20 protein-coding genes and 2 pseudogenes are annotated in these 19866 nt (G+C 66.5%); 10 read left to right on the forward strand and 12 right to left on the reverse strand.

Annotated features, from left to right (window positions below):
* Nucleotides 1-198 precede the first annotated feature (198 nt).
* On the reverse strand, nucleotides 199-768 hold the full coding sequence (locus ABZS43_RS03840) for an NAD(P)H-dependent oxidoreductase (RefSeq protein WP_355034262.1): 570 nt from the start codon (nucleotides 766-768) through the stop codon (nucleotides 199-201).
* 128 nt (nucleotides 769-896) lie between these two features.
* Between ABZS43_RS03840 and ABZS43_RS03845 the strand changes: the two genes are divergently transcribed.
* Nucleotides 897-1532, forward strand: a complete 636-nt coding sequence (locus ABZS43_RS03845) for a helix-turn-helix domain-containing protein (RefSeq protein WP_355034384.1) — start codon at nucleotides 897-899, stop codon at nucleotides 1530-1532.
* A gap of 6 nt (nucleotides 1533-1538) precedes the next feature.
* A complete protein-coding gene (gene nadE, locus ABZS43_RS03850; protein WP_355034263.1) occupies nucleotides 1539-2366 on the forward strand; it encodes an ammonia-dependent NAD(+) synthetase in 828 nt (275 codons plus the stop codon).
* A 14-nt stretch (nucleotides 2367-2380) separates the two neighbouring features.
* Here the strand turns inward: nadE and ABZS43_RS03855 are convergent, their stop codons facing one another.
* Both ABZS43_RS03855 and moaA read right to left on the reverse strand, forming a co-directional pair.
* Complete coding sequence (locus ABZS43_RS03855) at nucleotides 2381-2623, reverse strand: MoaD/ThiS family protein (protein WP_355034264.1); 243 nt, start codon at nucleotides 2621-2623, stop codon at nucleotides 2381-2383.
* Nucleotides 2616-3674 carry a GTP 3',8-cyclase MoaA gene (gene moaA / locus ABZS43_RS03860; protein WP_355034265.1) on the reverse strand — a complete coding sequence of 353 codons (1059 nt, stop codon included), beginning with the start codon at nucleotides 3672-3674 and terminating at the stop codon, nucleotides 2616-2618. The genes ABZS43_RS03855 and moaA overlap by 8 nt, the downstream gene beginning before the upstream one ends.
* A 154-nt stretch (nucleotides 3675-3828) precedes the next feature.
* Here moaA and glp point away from each other — a divergent pair, with 154 nt between their 5' ends.
* The 3 genes from glp (at nucleotide 3829) to ABZS43_RS03875 (ending at nucleotide 6559) form a co-directional block, all read left to right on the forward strand.
* Complete coding sequence (gene glp, locus ABZS43_RS03865; protein ID WP_355034266.1) at nucleotides 3829-5034, forward strand: gephyrin-like molybdotransferase Glp; 1206 nt, start codon at nucleotides 3829-3831, stop codon at nucleotides 5032-5034.
* 63 nt (nucleotides 5035-5097) lie between these two features.
* On the forward strand, nucleotides 5098-6132 hold the full coding sequence (gene moaCB / locus ABZS43_RS03870) for a bifunctional molybdenum cofactor biosynthesis protein MoaC/MoaB (protein WP_355034267.1): 1035 nt from the start codon (nucleotides 5098-5100) through the stop codon (nucleotides 6130-6132).
* Entirely contained in the window at nucleotides 6119-6559 is a 441-nt protein-coding gene (locus ABZS43_RS03875; RefSeq protein ID WP_355034268.1) for a molybdenum cofactor biosynthesis protein MoaE, read from the forward strand. Before moaCB ends, ABZS43_RS03875 begins: the two co-directional genes overlap by 14 nt.
* A gap of 12 nt (nucleotides 6560-6571) precedes the next feature.
* Here the strand turns inward: ABZS43_RS03875 and ABZS43_RS03880 are convergent, their stop codons facing one another.
* From ABZS43_RS03880 to ABZS43_RS03890, 3 genes are all read right to left on the reverse strand, one after another.
* Nucleotides 6572-7603: a CobW family GTP-binding protein gene (locus tag ABZS43_RS03880; RefSeq protein WP_355034269.1), complete on the reverse strand. Its 1032-nt coding sequence runs from the start codon at nucleotides 7601-7603 to the stop codon at nucleotides 6572-6574.
* A 9-nt stretch (nucleotides 7604-7612) separates the two neighbouring features.
* The gene (locus tag ABZS43_RS03885) at nucleotides 7613-8764 is read right to left on the reverse strand and encodes an N-acetylmuramoyl-L-alanine amidase (RefSeq protein WP_355034270.1); all 1152 of its coding nucleotides are present in this window, start codon (nucleotides 8762-8764) and stop codon (nucleotides 7613-7615) included.
* Nucleotides 8765-8978: 214 nt separating this feature from the next.
* Nucleotides 8979-9668, reverse strand: coding sequence for a sigma-70 family RNA polymerase sigma factor (locus ABZS43_RS03890; protein ID WP_355034271.1), 690 nt, complete (start codon nucleotides 9666-9668; stop codon nucleotides 8979-8981).
* A 76-nt stretch (nucleotides 9669-9744) separates the two neighbouring features.
* On the opposite strand from ABZS43_RS03890, the gene ABZS43_RS03895 reads away from it, so the two are divergent.
* The 3 genes from ABZS43_RS03895 (at nucleotide 9745) to ABZS43_RS03905 (ending at nucleotide 11985) form a co-directional block, all read left to right on the forward strand.
* A complete protein-coding gene (locus tag ABZS43_RS03895) occupies nucleotides 9745-10494 on the forward strand; it encodes an SDR family oxidoreductase (RefSeq protein ID WP_355034272.1) in 750 nt (249 codons plus the stop codon).
* A 267-nt stretch (nucleotides 10495-10761) separates the two neighbouring features.
* The gene (locus ABZS43_RS03900; protein ID WP_355034273.1) at nucleotides 10762-11454 is read left to right on the forward strand and encodes a hypothetical protein; all 693 of its coding nucleotides are present in this window, start codon (nucleotides 10762-10764) and stop codon (nucleotides 11452-11454) included.
* Between the two features lie 129 nt (nucleotides 11455-11583).
* Nucleotides 11584-11985: a PaaI family thioesterase gene (locus tag ABZS43_RS03905; RefSeq protein WP_355034274.1), complete on the forward strand. Its 402-nt coding sequence runs from the start codon at nucleotides 11584-11586 to the stop codon at nucleotides 11983-11985.
* A 1-nt stretch (nucleotide 11986) separates the two neighbouring features.
* Here the strand turns inward: ABZS43_RS03905 and ABZS43_RS03910 are convergent, their stop codons facing one another.
* A complete protein-coding gene (locus ABZS43_RS03910) occupies nucleotides 11987-12844 on the reverse strand; it encodes a cyclopropane mycolic acid synthase family methyltransferase (protein ID WP_355034275.1) in 858 nt (285 codons plus the stop codon).
* 375 nt (nucleotides 12845-13219) lie between these two features.
* Here ABZS43_RS03910 and ABZS43_RS03915 point away from each other — a divergent pair.
* Nucleotides 13220-14323 (forward strand): annotated as a pseudogene (locus ABZS43_RS03915) (transcription termination factor Rho, short form); the annotation flags it as partial.
* A gap of 133 nt (nucleotides 14324-14456) precedes the next feature.
* On the opposite strand, the pseudogene ABZS43_RS03920 reads toward ABZS43_RS03915, so the two are convergent.
* A pseudogene (locus tag ABZS43_RS03920) lies at nucleotides 14457-14718 on the reverse strand (hypothetical protein); the annotation flags it as partial.
* 236 nt (nucleotides 14719-14954) lie between these two features.
* Here ABZS43_RS03920 and ABZS43_RS03925 point away from each other — a divergent pair.
* A complete protein-coding gene (locus ABZS43_RS03925) occupies nucleotides 14955-15422 on the forward strand; it encodes a hypothetical protein (RefSeq protein WP_355034276.1) in 468 nt (155 codons plus the stop codon).
* Nucleotides 15423-15567: 145 nt separating this feature from the next.
* Here ABZS43_RS03925 and ABZS43_RS03930 read toward each other — a convergent pair whose 3' ends face one another.
* The 4 genes from ABZS43_RS03930 to ABZS43_RS03945 all read right to left on the reverse strand — a co-directional run bounded on the left by ABZS43_RS03930 (nucleotide 15568) and on the right by ABZS43_RS03945 (nucleotide 19856).
* Nucleotides 15568-16521: a zinc-binding dehydrogenase gene (locus tag ABZS43_RS03930; protein ID WP_355034277.1), complete on the reverse strand. Its 954-nt coding sequence runs from the start codon at nucleotides 16519-16521 to the stop codon at nucleotides 15568-15570.
* 569 nt (nucleotides 16522-17090) lie between these two features.
* A complete protein-coding gene (locus ABZS43_RS03935) occupies nucleotides 17091-17447 on the reverse strand; it encodes a ribosomal subunit interface protein (protein WP_355034278.1) in 357 nt (118 codons plus the stop codon).
* Nucleotides 17448-17544: 97 nt separating this feature from the next.
* Entirely contained in the window at nucleotides 17545-18873 is a 1329-nt protein-coding gene (locus tag ABZS43_RS03940; protein ID WP_355034279.1) for an MFS transporter, read from the reverse strand.
* Between the two features lie 218 nt (nucleotides 18874-19091).
* The gene (locus tag ABZS43_RS03945; RefSeq protein WP_355034280.1) at nucleotides 19092-19856 is read right to left on the reverse strand and encodes a 3-oxoacyl-ACP reductase; all 765 of its coding nucleotides are present in this window, start codon (nucleotides 19854-19856) and stop codon (nucleotides 19092-19094) included.
* Nucleotides 19857-19866 lie beyond the last annotated feature (10 nt).

Genomic DNA, 19866 nt, shown 5'->3' on the forward strand with positions numbered 1-19866 from the left:
GGTGTCATAGATCACAATTTCATACCGTAGCTTCTTCTCAGCAAACACTTCCGATGCCCCCTGTCACACCCGCCCCTGCCGCATCGTCCATCCCTCGTGAAGCAGTGCGGAACACCCAGCACACGAGACCGCCTCCGTCCCGGAATCGGAACGGAGGCGGCGCTCGGAACGGCGTTCGGCCGGTGTGTCGTCAGACGGTCACGCGGATACCAGCGTGCCGCGCGCGGCCTCGACCAATGCGGCGACGGCGCCGGCGAGTTCGGTCAGCGCCTGCTCGTCCTCGCGCGGATGGGTCTCGGCGAAACGCTCGCCGATGGCACCGAAGTGCAGGTGCGCGTCCTCGACGACCCGCGCGCCCGCGACGCCGAGCGCCTTGACAGTGTCACCGTGCGCCCACTTCGCGGCGTTCGGGCTGATCGAACCACTCAGTACGGCGACCGGGAGTTCTTTGAGCGCCCCCGCGCCATACGGACGAGAGGTCCAGTCGATGGCATTCTTCAACACCGCGGACGTGGTTCCGTTGTACTCGGGAGTCACCAGCAGCAGACCGTCGGACGCGGCGACGGCGTCGCGCAGCGCCTGGGCGGCGGCGGGCACCGAACCGGGCACGTCGATGTCCTCGTTGTAGAACGGGACCTCCCCGAGGCCTTCGTAAATGGCGACCTCGACACCCTCCGGCGCGGTCTGGACCGCGGCCTCGGCGAGCTTGCGGTTGATCGATGCGGCGCGAAGGCTGCCGACAAGTGCGAGAATGCGGGGCTGGCTCATGACGACTCCTGGTCTAATGCATGCGGTATCCGAACTTTCATCAGCAATAACCGGACTGCGGTCCGATTCCATTCCCAGGAAAGCCCGAGAGGACTGTGACCTACAGCACGCCCCTGTCCGGCGCACCCCTGCCGGAACGTCCGCTACTCGGCATCGGCGCCCCGCTGCCGGGTACCTCCGAACCCACCGAACGCGCGGACGCGGCGCGTAATCGGCAATTGCTGCTGGACGCGGCCCATCTCCTGGTGCGCGAGCACGGGGTCGACGCGTTGACCATGGACGAATTGGCCAAGAGAGCGGGCGTCGGGAAGGGCACCGTCTTCCGCCGATTCGGCAGCAGGTCCGGATTGATGCGCGCCCTGCTCGACCATTCCGAACGCAAATACCAGGCCGCGTTCATGTTCGGACCGCCGCCGCTCGGTCCCGGCGCGCCCCCGGTGCAGCGTCTGGTCGCATTCGGGCGCGCGCGACTGCTCGATATCGAGGTGGAGGGTGAACTGCATCGCGCCGCCGAGATCAGCGAGGCGGGCGACCGCTATACCGGCGCTCCCTACAACCTGCTGAAGGCGCATGTGTCGATGCTGCTGCGCGAGGCGGGCGCGGTCGGTGAACTGCCGCTGCTGGCGGATACGGTGCTCGCGGTACTCGACGCCCCGCTCGTGATGTACCAGATGCGTGTTCTCGGCTACGACCGCGAACAGATCGGCGACAACTGGGCAGCCTTCGTGGAACGGATCGCCGGGCCACGCTCGCCAGTAGAGTGAGCTGCCATGGTCAGTGTGCGTGAACAGATAATCTCCGAGTTGGGCGTCCAGCCGAATATCGAACCCAAGGTCGAGGTGCGGCGGCGCATCGATTTCCTCACGGAGTATCTGCGCGCGACCCCCGCACGGGGTTTCGTGCTCGGCGTCAGCGGCGGCCAGGACAGTGCGCTCACCGGGCGACTGTGCCAGTTGGCCGTCGAGGAATTGCGCGCGGACGGGATGGACGACGCGACCTTCCTCGCGGTCCGGCTGCCCTACGGCGTGCAATCCGATGAGGTGGACGCCAGGACCGCCATGAGGTTCATCCAGCCCGACCGGTCGGTGGTGGTGAATATCCGCCCGGGCGCCAACTCGGTGGCGGGTGAGGTCGCCTCGGCGCTCGCGGTGGACAAACTCAGAGATTTCGTGCGCGGCAATGTCAAGGCCCGCGAGCGCATGGTGGTCCAGTACGCCCTCGCCGGTCAGGAGAATCTGCTGGTCGTCGGCACCGATCACGCCGCGGAAGCGGTCACCGGCTTCTTCACCAAATACGGTGACGGCGGCGTCGATCTCACCCCGCTCACCGGCCTCACCAAACGTCAGGGCGCGTCCCTGCTGCAGGAACTCGGTGCGCCGAGCAGTATCTGGTCCAAGGTGCCCACCGCCGATCTGGAGGACGACCGGCCCGCGCTCCCGGACGAGGAGGCACTCGGCCTGCGCTACAGCGAAATCGACGACTACCTAGAGGGCAAGGACGTCACGCCCGAGGTCGCCGAGAAACTGGAGACCTTCTTCCGCAATACCAGGCATAAGCGCACCGTTCCGGTGACCCCCCTCGACACCTGGTGGCGCTGACCGCTCAGTGCGGGTCAGCCACCCGCGAACGGCGGGAGAACGTCGACGCGCCGGGTGAGCGCGGTCGACGGATCGCGGGTCAGTTCGTCCCCGATCAGGTAGGCGCAGACTCCGAGCATCGTGTCGAGACCGGGGCCGTAGGCGGCGGCCAGGGTGGCGCGCAGATCGGCGAGGGTGGCATCGGCGGGCAGGTCGATGGTCTCGGTGTCCTTGCCGACGGCGTCGGCGATGGCGGCGAAATAGCGGATCTCAACCACCGATGGCTCCCATCGTGCGTTCCGGTGGGACGAAGTTCTCGGCGTCGATACCGTGACCCGCCCATTTGTTCCACATCGCGCCGCGCCAGATGGACGCGATGTCCTCGTCGTCCGCGCCGGTGCGCAGTGCTTGCCGCACGTCGAATTCCTGGTCGCTGAACAGGCAGGAACGTAGCATCCCGTCCGCGGTGAGCCGGGTCCGGTCGCAGGTGTCGCAGAATTTGCGAGTCACCGTGGCGATGACGCCCACGGTGGCGGGGCCGCCGTCGACGAGCCATTTCTCGGCGGGTGCGGATGGGTCGGTCCGCCCTGACTCGGTGAGGGTGAAGCGCGTGCCGAGCACATCGAGCAATTCGGCGGCGGTCACCATCTCGGCGCGCGCCCATTCGTGGTCGGCGTCGAGCGGCATCTCCTCGATGAAGCGCAACTCGCAACCCTCGTCCAGACACCAGCGCAGCAGATCAGCCGCACCGGAGAGGGTTTCACGCATGAGCACGGCATTCACTTTCACCGGCGCGAGACCCGCGTCATGGGCGGCGCGAATACCGGCGAAAACCGAATCGAGGCGATCGCGCCGGGTGAGCCGGGCGAATCCGACGCGGTCGACGGTATCGAGGGAGACATTGACCCGACCGAGCCCGGCGTCCGCGAGCGCACGCGCGCGATGTCGCAGGCCGACCCCGTTGGTGGTCATGGCGAGTGGCGTCTCGGGCACCTGCTCGTGACAACCCGCGATGATCTGTTCCAGATCGCGGCGCAGCAGGGGTTCACCGCCGGTGAACCGGACTTCGCGCACGCCCAATTCCCTGACCGCGAGCGTGACCAGCCGGACGATTTCGTCGACGGTCAGCAACTCCTCCACCGGAATCGGCGGCAGCCCTTCTTCCGGCATGCAGTAAGTACAGCGAAGCGAACATTTCTCGGTGATCGACACCCGAAGATCCCGGGCTACCCGCCCGAATCGGTCCACAAGGTACGGCGTCTCCGGTCGTCCGTCGAGCGAGGGGCGGCCGGACCGAACCGCGGGAATGCCCATCTCGACCAACGTCACACTCCCATTATGACCACGCCGACGTGGGCGAGACCGTGGGGAGGCGAAACCTCACCGGTCGCCGCGACCTCACAAATGGGCATGTCACATGGTGAGTCACGGTCGAGGCGACGACCGCGCGGTCCGGTGCCAGGCGAACGATAGGCTGACTCGCATGAGCTCTCGGCCCGTCCGCGTCCCGGCCAGGTCCGTCGACGAGTACCGCGACACCGTCGAACGGTTGCTACGACCGTTGGCGGCGCGGCCGATCGAGGCAGCGCCGGTGCCGGAGGCCCTGGGCAGGCAATTGGCGGAGGATGTGCGCTCACCGGTCGAGCTGCCGGTCTTCCGTAACTCGGCCATGGACGGGTACGCGGTGCGCGCCGACTCGGTGGCGGTGACACCGGTGACGCTGCCGATGGCCGGTGTTGTGGCCGCGGGCGATTCCGGCGAGGATCCGCTGCCACGGGGCGCGGCCGTCAAGGTGATGACCGGTGCGCCGATTCCGCCCGGCGCCGACTGTGTGGTTCCGGTGGAGGACACGCGCGCCGACGGCGCGACCGTCGTCATCGAACGCGGCAGGACCGCAGGCGAATTCATCCGCGAACCGGGCACCGATGTGCGCGCGGGCGATCTGCTCGTCCCCGCGGGAACGGCGTTGACACCGCGCCATATCGCCGCGCTTGCCGCGGTGGGATTGGCCGAGGTGCCGGTATTCGCACCCGTGCGCGCCGCGGTGATCACCACCGGCGACGAACTCGTTCCCGCCGGAACACCATTGCGTCCAGGACAGATCTACAACTCCAACGGCATCGCGCTCGCGGCGGCGTTGCGCGCCAACGGCGTCACCGTCGTCTCGGTCGAGCACAGTACCGACGATCCCCGGATCTTCCGCGAATTGATCTCCGCGGCAACGAAGTCCGCCGATCTCGTGTTCACCTCGGGCGGTGTGTCCAAAGGGGATTTCGAGGTGGTCAAGGATGTGCTCGCACCATTGGGCGGCGAATTCGGCTCGGTGGCGGTGCAGCCCGGCGGGCCGCAGGGCCTGACCGTGGTCGACGGCGTTCCGGTACTGAGTTTTCCCGGGAATCCGGTGAGCACCATGGTCTCGTTCGAAGTGTTCGCGCGGCCCGCGCTGCGCGGCCTCGCCGGCCTGCCGCCGGTCGAGACACGCGAGCTGCCGCTGACCGAGCCGGTGCGCTCCCCCGCTGGACGCCGCCAGTTCCTGCGCGGACGCGTCACCGACCGAGGCGTCGAATCGGTATCCGGTCAGGGATCACACCTGGTGGCGGCCATGGCGTGGGCCGACGTCCTCATCGATATCGCGGCCGAGACCACCGAACTGCCCGCGGGCGCCTCCGTCCGCGTGCACGCGCTGTGATCGTCCCGCGATCGGGAGTGGGCCTCTCGCGCCGCGGCGCCGGACTGTGCCAGGGTGGGATGTATGAGTAAGTTGTCGCATGTCGATCGCGAGGGCAGGGCCCGTATGGTCGACGTGAGCGCGAAATCCGACAGCACGAGGACCGCCGTCGCCGCGGGCGAACTGCTGACCACCGCCGAGGTGGTGGCGCTGGTGCGAGCCGATGACATGCCGAAGGCCGATGTGCTCTCGACCGCGCGCATCGCAGGCATCGCGGGCGCGAAGAAAACCTCCGAGCTCATCCCGCTGTGCCATCAGCTCGCGCTGTCGTCGGTGAAGGTGGAATTCGGCTTCACCGACACCTCCATCACCATCGAGGCGAGCGCGAAGACCAAAGGACCGACCGGCGTCGAGATGGAGGCGCTCACCGCGGTCGCCGTCGCCGGTCTCACCCTGCACGACATGGTGAAGGCCGTCGATCCCGCCGCGACCCTCAACGCCGTCCGACTGCTCACCAAAGAGGGCGGCAAGCACGGGCATTGGGAGCGGCCCGAGGTCGAGACCAGCGCTCACGAGGAGGAGGAGAGCCTCGGCCTGCCCACCGGCTCGCACCTGCGCGAGACGGATCAGGATTCCGCGATGAGAACCGCGGCCGTCGTGGTCGCATCGACCGGTGTCGCCGCGGGCACCCGCCTGGACACCACCGGTCCCGTCCTCGTCGAATGGCTTGCCGAACTGGGGTATTCGGTGCGCGGTCCGTTGGTGTACGCCGATGCCGATATCACCGTCGGCCTCGCCGACGCATTACATCTGAGTCCCTCGCTCGTCGTCACCACCGGCGGCACCGGCGCCTCCCCCACCGACGTGACCCCCGAGGCGACCCTGTCGGTGCTCGACCGCGAACTCCCCGGGGTCGCCGAGGCGATCCGGCAGCGCGGCACCGCGAAATTCCCGCTCGCCGCGTTGAGCCGCGGGGTCGCCGGACTCGCGGGGGGCTCGGTGGTCGTCAACCTGCCCGGATCCCCCGGCGGCGTCAAGGACGGGATGGCCGTCCTCGAACCTCTCCTCGATCACCTGTTGGCGCAAGTAGCCGGAGGCGGCAGCCATGACAACGCGTGAAGACGCTCTGGTCCGCGTCGCTCGCATCAGCGACGAAGCGCTCGACCCCGCCGAGGTGGAAGCCGCTGTCACCGGGCCCGAATACGGCGCTGTCGTCGTTTTCACCGGTAAGGTCCGCAACCACGACGGCGGGCAGGCGGTGTCGGCGCTCGAGTATTCCGCCCATCCCGAAGCCGGTCGTTTCCTGCGGAAATGCTGCGCCGACCTGGCATCGTCCTCGGGTCTCCCGGTCGCGGCGGTGCACCGCGTCGGTCCGCTGACCATCGGGGATCTCGCCATCGTGGTCGCGGTAGCGGCCCCGCATCGCGCCGAGGCGTTCCGGATCTGTGCGGAATTGGTCGATCGCATCAAGCACGAGGTTCCGATCTGGAAACGTCAACTCTTCGCCGACGGACTGTCGGAATGGGTCAATGCCTGCGGGCATTGACCCTTCCGGTTGTCAGTGCGCCGTGTAGCGCCAGACACCCAGCATCGCGTGCGAATCCAGCGGGTCGTCCCCCGCGTGGACGGTATCGCGCAACCGCCGCAACGCCGTCTCCGTTTCCAGTCCCGCGCCGATCAGCACCAGCCGACTGGCACGTGGCTCGCCGCGGCCCCAACTGCGTGGCTCGAAGACGATATGGCGTCCGACCATGTGGAACACGAACTTTCGCCGTTCCTCGGCGACCCCGAACGCGGCGATGCCCTTGGCGCGGAAAAGGCCGGTGGGCGGATCCTCCAGGAATCCGACCAAACGGCGCGGATCCAATTCGGTGTCACTGCTGAACGACACGCTCGTGTAGTCGTCGTGCAGGTGCGGATGGCCGTCGTGGTCGTGATGGTGTTCGGCGAGCAGCTCGTCGAAACTCAGCTGCTCGGCGATGGTCGACGTTTCGCGCAGCGGCTCATCGAAGAGCAGACCGGGATCGATCCGGCCGTAGGTGGTCGCGTACACCGGAACCTGGCCGACGACCTCGGCGATCTCGGCCCGAAGCCGGTCGAGCTCGTCCACCGGCAATCGGTCGGCCTTGTTGACGACAACCAGATCCGCGAGCCGAAGGTGGGTCGCCAGTTCCGGATGACGCTCACGACTGGCCGGGAACTGTTCGGCGTCGACCACCTCCACCAGACCGCCGTATCGGATGCGCGGATTATCGCTGCCGATGACCATCCGAATGAGATTGCGCGGTTCGGCCAACCCGCTCGCCTCGACCACGATCACATCGATATCGGATCTCGGGTGCGCCAAACGGGTGAACAGTCCGTCGAGTTCGCTGACGTCCACCGCGCAGCAGACGCATCCGTTACTCAACGACACCGTCGCGTCCACCTGCCCCGCGACCAGCATGGCGTCGATATTGACGGCCCCGAAATCGTTGACGACCACGCCGATCCTGGTGCCGCGGTTATCGCGTAGCAGATGGTTGAGCAGTGTCGTCTTCCCGGATCCGAGAAAACCGGCCACGATCAGGACAGGAATCCGCTCAGCCACCCGACCACCCTAGTCGGTGGGGGCGAACAGGATGCTTGCCAGCGTGTAGGCCAGGTTGATCAGTTCGCCGGCGATCGCGGTTTCATCCATGCCGAGTGCCTTCGCCAGCGGAAGCAGCAGTTTCGTGATGGTGCCGACGAGATCTTCCGTTCCGGTACCCGGCGTCGACTCACCGCCCGGCGCACTCGGCGTCGACCGGACGCCGGGCGAGGTCTCGGTACCCGGCGTGGCCTGGGCGCCCGGGGCCGTCCGGAATTGCGGAACCGTGCCACCTGGCGCGGCCTGCGGGGTACCGGGGGCGGGCGCTGTCTGCGCGGGCGCTGGGTCCGGCGGCGCGGCGGCAGGACGGTCGCCCGCGGAACCGCTCGGGGCCGGTGTGGCGGCCAACAGATAGGTGACCAGCCCGGTGGTGATCGCGATGGCGTGCCGTAACTGCCCGTCCGGGGATTCCAGCATCGCCGCGTCGTCGGAGTTGGCGCCGTTACCCATTTCGAGGAAGACATCGGGCACCGTCGTCAGCGCGGGACCGGCGATATCGGCCCTGGTCTGCAGACCGTCCTGCGCACCCGCGTAATCGGCGGGCTGGAATCCGGCCTGCACGTACGCGTCGCGCACCGCCTTCGACGCCGCGAGGCCCTCGGTGGATTGCACCTGGTCGGCCTTCGCATTGGGAATCGGCAGCTGCGGCACGATCAGGTGGAAGCCCTTGGCCTGCGCGGGGGCGCTATCGGCGTGGATGCTGACCGCGACGGCCGCGCCGGATTCGTTCGCGGCGCGGGCCCGATCATCGACGCAACCACCCCAGCCGGTGTCGTCCTGACGGCTCAGCACCACCCGCGCGCCGATGCTCTCCAGCGACGTCTTGACCAACTGGGCCACATTCCAGTTGATGGTGTGCTCGGGCACTCCGTTCAGCGAGGTCATGCCGGTGGTCTGGCAATCCTTGGTGCCGCCGCGGCCGTTGTCCACCTGTCTCGACAGGTTCTCGGTGTGGTTCGACCCCGCATGACCCGGGTCGAGGAATACCGTCCTACCCGCGAGCACGGTCGCGTCCGGGGAGACCGGCTCGGCGAGGGCAGTCGCGGTGATTCCGGAAAAGGTTACGACTACGGCGGCCGTCACGGCGGTGCAGATACCGGCCTTGATGATGTTTGGCTTCATGTGCGGTGTCGGCGCTCCGGGATGGAGCGCCCCTCCCTTCCCACTAGTAACACCAAACCCAGTAGTTCACTCTCGCAACGTCTCGAGCGACAGGCAAGGACTGTTACCTAAAAGCAATATCACGCATTATGCCTGTTCAGGCCGCATTCGCCCGGTCAGACGGTCGAGACGCGCTCGACCGACGCGGAATTCAACGAGGGCCGTGACGATCCGATCAAGCCCCGCGCGGCAGTCTGCGCAGGGATCGCAGGGCGTAGTGCACGCGTGTCTTCACGGTGCCGACCGGAACGCCGAAATCGTCGGCCACCTCCTGATACGCACGATCGCGCAGGATCACTTCCACCACGGCCTCCCGCTGAGCGGCGGGCAGTCGCGCGAGCAGATCCGCCACCAGCAGTCCGTCTGCCAGGCTCTCCGCGAAATCGGGGCTGGCGTAGCGCACTTCGCCGATTTCGCAGAGTTCGTCCCATCGGACGTCGCCGGGCCTGATCGCACGTGAACGCGCGAGGTCGATCATGACGTTGCGCTGGATCGTCAGCAGCCAGGTACGGACCGAACCCCGGTCGGGATCGAATTGCGCGCACGAACGCCACGCTCGCAGCAGGGTTTCCTGCACCACATGCTCGGCCTGGCCGGTGTCGCCGAGCCCGCGCATCGCGCGCCAGTGCAGTAGCGCGCGATCGGCGGCGAGGACGGCGGCGATCCCCGCGTCGGTGCACAGCCCGGCACAGCGGACGCCACACACTTGCCGCGAACCCGCGTCGACCGAGCGAATGCCACTCACACCATCGATATCGCGGGCGAGCGCGGGAATGACATCATCGCGGCCGAATCCGCCGCCGATTCGATGCCCGATCACATCGGTGCGGGCGCGGAGCGAGCCGACCGACGTCGCTTTCCTCACGAAGAGGCGCGGCGCGTGGCGGATGCTCCCAGCAGCGCCTCCCGAACCCTGACGACGCGCCGCTATCGTCGGCCGCATGACGAGAAGCAAGATTCTGATCACCGGCGCCAGCGCGGGCCTCGGCGCGGGCATGGCGAGGGATTTCGCGCGCAAGGGCCGCGACCTGGCGCTGTGCGCGCGGCGACTGGACGTCCTGGAAGACCTGCGCGCGGAACTCACCGCCGCGCACCCGGGGATCACGGTCGCGGTGCGGGCGCTCGATGTCGACGATCACGCGGCCGTCCCGCTGATGTTCGGCGAATTGCGCGACGAACTGGGCGGGCTCGACCGGGTGATCGTGAACGCGGGCCTCGGCAAGGGCGCCAGGATAGGCACCGGACGCGCCGACGCCAATATCGCCACCGCGACCACCAACTTCGTCAGCGCGCTCGCCCAGATCGAGGCCGCGATGGAGATCTTCCGCGGCCAGCAAGGCGGGCACCTGGTTCTGGTCTCCTCGATGAGCGCGGTGCGCGGACTTCCCGGCACGAAGGCCGCGTATTCGGCGAGTAAGGCCGGACTCGCCGCGCTGGGCGAGGCATTGACGGTGGAACTGTCGCGCAGCCCGATCGCCGTCACCACCCTGCTCCCCGGCTTCATCGCCACCGATATGGCGGCCAGAGCCGGTGACGCGAAGCTGGTGGCGCCACTGGACAAGGGCGTGGCCTCGATGATTCGCGCGATCGAGAAAGAGCAGATCCGCGCCTGCGTCCCGGGCTGGCCGTGGCGGCTCATCGATCGGGCGCTCCCGCTGCTACCGCGCGCGGTTGTCGCCAGGATCGGGTGAAAGGACACCGATCAGCAAACTCGGATCACATATTCATCGCCAATATTGTGGATTACGCCACAGATATCGACGCTGAAAGTTAGCCGAATGTCCGAATTAACGATTTCATAACGCGATTCACTTCGAATTGACGCGCGCCTTACCCGTTTCGTTACCTCTCCTTAATCAGCGGAGACAAACCTACACACAGGTTCGCTTCTGCGAGCCGCGCCGGCTCTCGCCCCTCGGGGCCGAAGGTGCTCCTGCTGAGGAAAGTGTTCGACGTTCATGAAACTGATGAAGTTCGCCGCGACATCCGCGCTGGTAATCGCCGCTGTCGGCATCACGAGTGGCACCGCCTACGCGGCCCCCGCTCCAGCGCAGACACCCGGGACGACGGTCCAAACGGACTTGCTTCCAGGTATCCACTACACCGCGAATATTGTGGACAAGTCGGTTGTACTGAAGACCGATGCCGGATCGTTGACCACTCAGGGCACCCAGTTCCAGGTGCTGGACGATCGAGGCGACATGGTTGCTGGCATGCCGCTGACATATTTGAAGGACGGTATGGAATGGCCGATCGCCGCCCAGGTCGACGGAAATACCGCGACATTCACACCGAGCACCGACCCGGCTGACGCCCATCCGGCGACCATGTTGCAGCCCGTCAGCGCCCAGGAAATCGGCGGCGCGGACTTCAACACCTCGTTGAGCACCGCCGCCACCCAGTTCGGCCTGGCGACCGGTATCGGAACGCTGGTCGGCACCGTGGTCGGCGGCGTCCTCGGATGCGTCGCGGGCGCGATCATCGGCGCGCCGCTGGTCGTTGCGACCTTCGTCGCGGGACCGGTCGGCTTGTGCCTGGCCGGTGCGGGCGTCGGCATCGCCTTAGGCGCGGCGGCGGGCATGATCCTGCTCGGCGTTCCGGTCGGCATCGCCAGCGCGATCCAGTTCTACAACGCGGTCTACGGAGCCTGATCCCGGCGCACACCGTCGCCCGGCCGCCACCCATTCGGGGTTGCGGCCGGGCATCGATATTCCCCGGCGCACCGGACCATTACCTCCGGGGTAATCGCCCGGTGCGCGCGGATCGGGGACGATCGGCGAATGACCGATGAGACGGGAACCACGCTGTTCCATCAGAGCATGCCGTTCACCGAGCGGCTCGGCATCGAGGTGCTCGAACACGGGCCGCTGCTGGTGCGAAGCCGCCTGGCCTGGGACGAGTCCTTGTGCACGCTCGGTGGGATGCTGCACGGCGGAGCCCTGATGTCGCTGGCGGACGCCACCGGGGCGGTCTGTGCCTTCCTGAATCTGCCCTCGGGCAAGACAGGCACGACCACCGTCGAGTCGAAGACGAATTTCGTGCGCGGTATGCGATCCGGATACGCGATCGCGTCCGCGCGTCCCCTACACGCGGGACGTTCCTTCATCGTCGTCGAAACCGAAATTCACGACGAGGCAAGCAAACTCGTCGCGAAGGTGACCCAGACCCAGGCGGTGCTCTGACCTATTTGGAGAGGGTGAACTGCATGACATCGATATGCCCGCTCCGGAAATGCGCCGCGCACCCGGTGAGATATTTCAGGTAGCGGGCGTACACCTGTTCGGAGGTGATCCGCACCGCCTCGTCACGATGCGCGACGAGGGCGCGGGCCCACAGGTCGAGAGTGCGGGCGTAGTGGGCCTGCAACGGCTGGATCCGTTCGGTGCCGAACCCGTTCTGACCGGCCGCTCTGGTGACCTCCGCCGGCTGCGGCAACTGCCCGCCGGGGAAGATTTCCCGCTTGACGAAAATGTGGAAGAGAGCAGTTTCCCGGGTCACCGGAATATTCATCCGGCGCAGGTCGTTGAGAGTGAAGCCGACGATGGTGTGCAGCAGCATCCGCCCGTCCGACGGCAGCACCCGATAGCAGCGCTCGAAGAAATCCTGGTAGCGTTCACGCCGGAAGTGCTCGAATGCGCCGATGCTGACGATCCGATCGACGCGGCCGTCGAATTCCTCCCAGCCCTGCAACCGCACCTCCACCCCGGGCAACTCGCGGCGTTCGATCTCGTTCGCCACGTGATCGTGTTGATTGCGACTGAGCGTGAGTCCGACGACCCGGACCCCGTATTTCTCGGCCGCACGGAACATCGTTGCGCCCCAACCACATCCGATATCGAGCACCGACATGCCCGGTTCCAGGCCGAGCTTGTCCAGCGCGAGGTCGATCTTGGCGAGCTGAGCCTGCTCCAACGTCATGTCTTCGTCTTCGAAGTAGGCGCAACTGTAGGTCATAGTCGGGTCCAGAAATATCCGATAGAACTCGTCGGACAGGTCGTAATGCGATTGGACATCCTCGTAGAACGGCTTCAACGCGGCCATGCGTAACTCCCTCGTTGTGAATGACTTCAGGGGATACGATCAGACGAGCTCAACAGTTCGTTGCAATTGTAGAACCGTACCGGTAGTCTCGGTGCAGTCTTCTTCTAGTGGATTTTCTCCTTGTGGATGCAGACCAGATCTCCCGCAAGTGAGTCCGCGCTTCCTGCCGAATGGCCGCGCGCCGTCACGACGGACTTACCACTTCAGACATCCGCGATCACCCGGATCGGCATACCCCTCGCGGGTTGCGATCCGACGATTCCGGCTCGCTCGAACACTCGGCGACGCACCGGATCACCTTTCTCACACCAAGGAAAACTTTTGAAAGACAACACATCTACCCAGAACTCGACCGAAAATTCGCGTGCCGCAGAGCGTTCCGTCAGCGGAATTCTCGATATCGTCGGCAATCACGCGACACTGCGCGTAGAGGGCTATCTTCCCGACCCGCGTGACCTCCACGTCGCACCGCGACTGGTCCACGACAATGGTTTGCGCCGCGGCGATTTCGTCATCGGAACCGCTCGCGCCGCGACGAAGGGCGATCGTCTCGACCCGCTCACCCGGGTCGAGACCGTGAACGGCCTCGATCCGGCCCGGGCGAAACTCCGGCCCGTATTCGCCGATCTCACCCCGATCTATCCCGATCAGCGCCTCCGCCTGGAAACCGAGCAGCACGAGATGACCACGAGGGTCACCGATCTGGTCATGCCCATCGGCAAGGGGCAGCGGGCACTGATCGTCGCACCGCCCAAGGCGGGTAAGACCTCGGTTCTGCAATCGATCGCGCACGGAATCGCGAAGAACCACCCGGAATGCGAACTCGTGCTCGTCCTCGTCGGCGAACGCCCCGAGGAGGTCACCGATTTGGCGCGGTCCGTACCCGGCGATATCGCCGCCGCCACCTTCGACCACTCCCCGAAAGAGCACGTCGCCCTGGCCGAACTCGCCATCGAGCGAGCCAAACGTCTCGTCGAGATGGGCCGCGACGTGGTGGTTCTGCTCGATTCCCTGACCCGGCTCGCTCGCGCCTACAACCTCGCCGCACCCGCCTCCGGGCGCATCCTCTCCGGCGGCATCGACGCGGCAGCCCTCGCCCCGCCCAAGCGTTTCCTCGGCGCGGCCCGCAATATCGAGTACGGGGGTTCGCTCACCATCATCGCCACCACCCTGGTGGAAACCGGCTCGCAAGCCGACACGGTGATCTTCGAGGAGTACAAGAGCACCGGCAATGCCGAACTCAAATTGGATCGCGCCGCCGCGAGCAAGCGGATCTTCCCCGCAGTGGATATCGCCCAATCCAGCACCCGCAAGGACGAATTGCTGCTGGACCCGGACGAATTGGCGGCTACGCACCTCCTGCGCCGCACCCTCGCCGCGGTCGATGGCACCCAATCCCTCGAACTGCTGATGGAGGGTCTGCGCCGCACCCAGACCAACGCCGAATTCCTCGCCCAGCTCTCCGAAACCCGGCGCTGACGGCTCTTAAGTCCTCGTTAAGCCTCTGTCAAGGCCCCCAAGGCATATTTATTTCAGCCCCGGAGGGGCCTGTTCCAGGAGGGGGGAACAGGGCCCACCGGGGCCCTTCACGTTCGCCCCGCGCACCGCACGGTTATCCGAAGACCACCAGCGCGGACGCACCAAGGAATACCGAGTTGGACCAGGGTGCGCAGCGGCAATGGCATCGACTTCACACCGATGTCGGCGTGGGCCGCGTGGATATTCGCCGGGAACATCGCGATCAACAGCAGGGCCAGGCACTCGGCGGCGAGTTTCGAGGTCGACGCAATGAGCAGACCCACCGCGACCGCCAGTTCGAGAACTCCGGTGACGGTGACCAGCGCGGCCGGGTTCGGCAGTCGCCACGGCGCGATCGGGCCATCCAGTTGGCGGCCTGGTCGCTCGTTCGCGGCTTCGCCACGCTGTGGCACGAGGAAGCCCCGGTGAATTCGGCGCTGACCACGTCGGATGATCCGGAAACCCTGGCCAGGGCTATGCTCGCTACCGTTCAGTTCGATTGAGCCGCAACTGTTCCTGGTCACGAATTTCCGAGAACAGGACGCCACGCGTACCGCGTCGGTGATAGGCAAGGCCCAGTGAAAGGGGCACCATGGAAGTCCACGCCTATCCCACCGAAGCGGCCGTCCCGGTCGATCTCGCCGAAGCACGACGCATCGCCGATCTGCACCTCACCGATCCCGGTGACGCCGCGGCCGGAATCAGCACTGTGGTCACCGAATTCGATACCGGATTCACCGTGGTCGCCGTTTTCGGCGCCGGGGCGGCGCAGAAGGAGGGATTGCAGACGGAGGGATTGCAGACGGAGGGATTACCGCCCCCCGCGGTCGGCGGATCGGTCTGCGTCATCGACAAATCCACCGGCGCGGTGTCCTACTGGCCGAGTTATCCGACCGCGCTGGTCGCCGAGCAGTACACCGAGATGCTGCGCACCGGAAGGCTGGTCATCGAGGACGGCTGGCCCGACCCCGACGACATCGGCACCGAAGACACCGACACCGAGGACGTCCACTCCGACGACGCCTCCGGGGACGTCACCATCGACTACGAGTCCAGCTGACCCGCCACCCGCCTCCGATCCGCACCGGTCACCGGGAGCCGCACCACCGGCAGTAGATCCGGATTCTCCACCAGCCGAGGCGGATACAGCTCCGACTCGATCGGCCCGGCCTCGGGATGGTCGATGCCGATGGCGGCGGGGTGTCCTATCTCGCTGATCGTGAATCAGTTGTGTGCGGGAGTTCGCCAGGACTTGGTGCGGTTATCGTGAGGACGGCTTTGCCGTTGATTCGCCGGTCGCGCAACGCGTCGGTGGCCTCGAAGAACCGTTCCAGTGGCCCTTGCCAACCGATCTCGACCGGAAGAGCGCCGGACTCGACAAGGCGCACGAGATCGGCCAGATCATCGGCAGCCCGGCCCTCGATCAGAAACGATGTGAGCGATTTCGGCGACCCGATCGTCGAGTACGGCGGGAACACCGCGGGCTCGCCCGATGTCCAGCCGATGCTCTGGACGGTGCCGCCGGGCGCGAGAAGTTGCCACGCCGAGACCAGCTGCGGGCCGCCGACGTTGTCGACCACCACGTCGACGGGTGCGTCGATGCCGTCGAGACCGACCACCACCTCGTCGGCACCCAGCTCCTTCATGCCGACACCGCGTTCATGCCTGCCCACCGAGGCGATCACGTGCGCCCCGGCGATGGAGGCGAGCCGCACGGCGAACCGGCCGACACCACCGGATGCTCCGGTGATCACCACCCGTCGGCCGAGCAGTGAGCCGCACGCGCGCAGCGCCCGCAGCGCCGCCACACCGGCCACCGGGAGTGCCGCCGCGTGGGCGAGATCCACGGTGGTCGGCACCTCGGCAAGCGAACCGGGGGCGACGACGACCTGCTCGGCAAACGCTCCCGCCGCAAGCGCGACCACGCGGGTCCCAGCCGGCGGCCCGGTTGGACCCGAGCGCAGTACAACGCCGGCGATATCCGAGCCGAGTACCGCGCCCGCCGGGACTCGGCCGGATCGGGCGTCGTTCAAATCTCCGTGGTTCAACGCGGCGTAATGGACCTCGACAAGCACATCGTCGGTGGCGACAACCGGCTCGGCGATATCGGCGAGTCGTACCGACTCCGGCTGGCGCGGATCCACCACTAGTGCACGCATCTGAACAGCCTTTCGTGTCGAAATCATGATCGACAACGGTGGCCGAACCGGTGGTATTCCCGGATTCTTCTGTCTGCCACAACCCCGACCTCGACGTCGACAGCGACGATCGCCACTTTTCAGGCGACCTCCGTTTCCGGTGGTGTCGGCCGCGCGGGCCGAAGACGCCGGGGTTGTCGACGATTTCGGCGACCGTCCTTGGGATACTTTGCGCCATAGTCGATTTCGAAATGGGAAACACAAGCGGTGAACGACGACGACCACATCCCGAGCCCCCAACTGAACGTCGCCACCTATGTGCCGTTCCGCTCTCCCCGGTATGTGGCGCGGGATTCGCTACCATCTGGTTCACCCACGACGGCGAGGACTACGACTTTTCCGCGCGCGCCGCTACCCCCTCACCCAGCGAGCAGCCGCCCGGAACTGGGCCTTGCACACAATGGGTATCGCACCCACCGACCAGCCGTAGAACCGCCCTCACACGCCACCTGGCTGTGGGTCACCGGCTGGAAGCCCTGACGAAGCGTCGGGGCCGGGCGGACGCGAGTACGTCACCCGGCCGTCACCGCTCAGTCGGCGGGCAGATGCCGGATGGATTCGCCGCCCTTGGTCTGGTGCAACCGTCCGAAACGGCTGTCGAGCAATTTGGCCATACTGTCGGCGGCTCCCGTATAGGACGCTTCGACGGTATCGGCGCGATGGGTCACCGCCACCGGCTGCTGACCGTTGGGACGCGCCTCGAGCACACACTGCTTGTCCTCCGGGCCGCCCTTATCGGCGTTCTGGTCACTCAGATGGGCCTCGACCCGACTGAGCTGCGATTCGAAACGCTCGAGTATCGAGGAGATCCTGTCCTCCGCCCGCCGAATCAGGTCTTCCCCGCCGTGAATATTGCTGTCGGTGTTGATCTGAATCTGCACGCGCATCTCCCTTTCGTTCGGTGTTTTCACCCGCGTTCGTGCTGCTCGCCGCCGCGAGACAGTTACCCGCCCGCGATCTCGACAATACCTGCCGCAGGCGGGGTCAGGTCGCGGCCCGCACGGGGATCGGGGTCGTCGGCGTCTCGGCGTCGGGTACCTCGGTACCGCGCAGCGATGTGCCTGCCGTCTCCCGCAGGAAGGACCAGGCGACCAGGCCGACGAGGGACGCGCCGACCATGTAGAGCGCGGGGAACAGCGCCCAGTCGGTCGCCTCGATCACGGCTTCGTTCACCAGCGGCGCGGTGCCGCCGAACGCCGCGGTGGACACGTTGTAGGCGAGTGCGAACCCGGCATAGCGCACGTGGGTCGGGAAGATCGCGGGGAAGGTCGAGCTGATGGTGGACAGCTGCGGCACGTAGAGCAGTCCCAGCACGATGAAACCGGTGATGGCCCACAGCGTTCCCTGTCCCATCAGCCAGTACATCGGCACCGCGAGCACCGCGAGCCCGACCAGGGAGAACAACCACATCGGACGTCGCCCGACCCGGTCGGACAGACCGCCGAAGAAGGGCAGCACCAGCATCATCACCACCTGCCCGGTGAGCATCATCGCGGTGGTGGCCGACTCCCCCATCCCGATGGTCTTCTCCAGGTAGGTGGGCTGATAGGTGAGCAGGGTGTAGTTCACGACATTGAGTGCGACGACGAGACCGGCCAGCGTCAGGGTTTCGCGGCGATAGGTGGTCAACACCTCGCGCAGTCCGCCCGGCGGGCTCGGGTTGTCCGCGACTTCTTCGAAAACAGGGGATTCGTCCAGGCGCGACCGCAGATACCAGCCGATCAGTCCGAGCGGCACGGCGAGCAGGAACGGGATCCGCCACCCCCAGTCGCGCATGGCGTCCGAACCGAGCGCGAGCTGGCAGACCAGAACCACCGCCGAGCCGCCGACGAATCCGCCGAGTGTGCCGAATTCGAGGAAGCTACCGAGGAAGCCGCGTTTGCGATCGGTACTGCATTCGGCCAGATAGGTTGCGGCCCCGCCGTATTCACCGCCGGTGGAAAAGCCCTGCACCACGCGCAGCAGAATCAGCAGAATCGGCGCGGCCACCCCGATGGTGGCGTGACTCGGCACGAGCCCGATGGCGCCGGTGGCGGCGGCCATGAGCAGAATCGTGGTGGCCAGCACGGCCTTTCGGCCGACTCGATCACCGAGCGGGCCCCAGACCATGCCGCCGAGGGGGCGCAGGACGAATGACACCGCGAAGCCGAGCATGGTGCCGATGGTGCCGAGATCACCGGGGAAGAAGGCATCGGTGAGGTAGGTCGCGGTGGCGGCGTAGACGCCGTAGTCGAACCATTCGGTGGCATTGCCCATGGCCGACGCGGCGACCGAGCGACGGAGTTGCCCCTGCTCCGTGGAATTGTCGGTCATCGCGTCTCCTCTTCCGGCCCTGTCCCGCGGACCTCGATCGGTACGGCCGGTTCCGGGGCTTTCCCAGAACCGGCACGACAACGACCGATACCCGCGTTGCACCCGAGGCAAACAACAGGCGCGCTCGACAGAGCCCCCGCACAGCAGCGGATACCTGCGGAGATATGGGAAATAGCGATCTACGTCACAGCGGCGGCGGATACGAGCCGCGCCCGCTCCTACAGCGGGGTCACATAAGCCCCGGAAATGCCGCCGTCCACCAGGAATTGGGAGGCGGTGATGAACGAGGAATCGTCACTGGCGAGGAAGGCCACCGCGGCCGCGATCTCCTCGGGTTCGGCGAAACGGCCGACGGGGATGTGGACGAGGCGACGGGCCGCACGCTCCGGATCCTTGGCGAACAGTTCCCGGAGCAACGGCGTGTTCACCGGACCGGGGCACAACGCGTTGACCCGGATGCCCTGACGGGCGAATTGCACGCCCAGTTCCCGGCTCATCGCCAGCACGCCGCCCTTGGACGCGGTGTAGGAGATCTGCGATGTCGCCGCGCCCATCACCGCCACGAACGAGGCGGTATTGATGATCGAACCGCGGCCTCGTGCCAGCATGTGCTCGATCGCGTATTTGCTGCACAGGTAGACCGAGGTCAGATTCACCTGCTGCACCCGCTGCCAGGCGTCGAGACCGGTGGTGAGAATCGAATCATCTTCCGGCGGTGAGATTCCCGCGTTGTTGAAGGCGATGTCCAGACCGCCGTGGGTATCGACGGCCGTGCGGAACAGCGCGCGCACCTGATCCTCGTCGGTGACGTCGGCCCGCACGAACGTACCGCCCACCTCCCGCGCGGCGGCCGCGCCCGCCGTGGCATCGATATCGGCGACGACGACCGTGGCGCCCTCGGCAGCGAACCGGCGCACCGTCGCCAGGCCGATACCGCTCCCGCCGCCGGTGACGACGGCGACTCGATCCTGTAAGCGCTGCAACGCATCTCCT

The organism is Nocardia sp. NPDC005366, from assembly GCF_040606855.1.
GTDB lineage: Bacteria > Actinomycetota > Actinomycetes > Mycobacteriales > Mycobacteriaceae > Nocardia.

What these genes read in the sequence shown, in the direction of transcription:
- ABZS43_RS03840 (WP_355034262.1), bottom strand. Translation starts at nt 768, where the DNA reads ATGAGCCAGCCCCGCATTCTCGCACTTGTCGGCAGCCTTCGCGCCGCA.
- ABZS43_RS03935 (WP_355034278.1), bottom strand. Translation starts at nt 17,447, where the DNA reads ATGCGCGTGCAGATTCAGATCAACACCGACAGCAATATTCACGGCGGG.
- ABZS43_RS03885 (WP_355034270.1), bottom strand. Translation starts at nt 8,764, where the DNA reads ATGAAGCCAAACATCATCAAGGCCGGTATCTGCACCGCCGTGACGGCC.
- glp (WP_355034266.1), top strand. Translation starts at nt 3,829, where the DNA reads ATGAGCTCTCGGCCCGTCCGCGTCCCGGCCAGGTCCGTCGACGAGTAC.
- ABZS43_RS03905 (WP_355034274.1), top strand. Translation starts at nt 11,584, where the DNA reads ATGACCGATGAGACGGGAACCACGCTGTTCCATCAGAGCATGCCGTTC.
- ABZS43_RS03925 (WP_355034276.1), top strand. Translation starts at nt 14,955, where the DNA reads ATGGAAGTCCACGCCTATCCCACCGAAGCGGCCGTCCCGGTCGATCTC.
- ABZS43_RS03900 (WP_355034273.1), top strand. Translation starts at nt 10,762, where the DNA reads ATGAAACTGATGAAGTTCGCCGCGACATCCGCGCTGGTAATCGCCGCT.
- moaCB (WP_355034267.1), top strand. Translation starts at nt 5,098, where the DNA reads ATGAGTAAGTTGTCGCATGTCGATCGCGAGGGCAGGGCCCGTATGGTC.
- ABZS43_RS03910 (WP_355034275.1), bottom strand. Translation starts at nt 12,844, where the DNA reads ATGGCCGCGTTGAAGCCGTTCTACGAGGATGTCCAATCGCATTACGAC.
- ABZS43_RS03940 (WP_355034279.1), bottom strand. Translation starts at nt 18,873, where the DNA reads ATGACCGACAATTCCACGGAGCAGGGGCAACTCCGTCGCTCGGTCGCC.
- nadE (WP_355034263.1), top strand. Translation starts at nt 1,539, where the DNA reads ATGGTCAGTGTGCGTGAACAGATAATCTCCGAGTTGGGCGTCCAGCCG.
- ABZS43_RS03930 (WP_355034277.1), bottom strand. Translation starts at nt 16,521, where the DNA reads ATGCGTGCACTAGTGGTGGATCCGCGCCAGCCGGAGTCGGTACGACTC.
- ABZS43_RS03875 (WP_355034268.1), top strand. Translation starts at nt 6,119, where the DNA reads ATGACAACGCGTGAAGACGCTCTGGTCCGCGTCGCTCGCATCAGCGAC.
- ABZS43_RS03895 (WP_355034272.1), top strand. Translation starts at nt 9,745, where the DNA reads ATGACGAGAAGCAAGATTCTGATCACCGGCGCCAGCGCGGGCCTCGGC.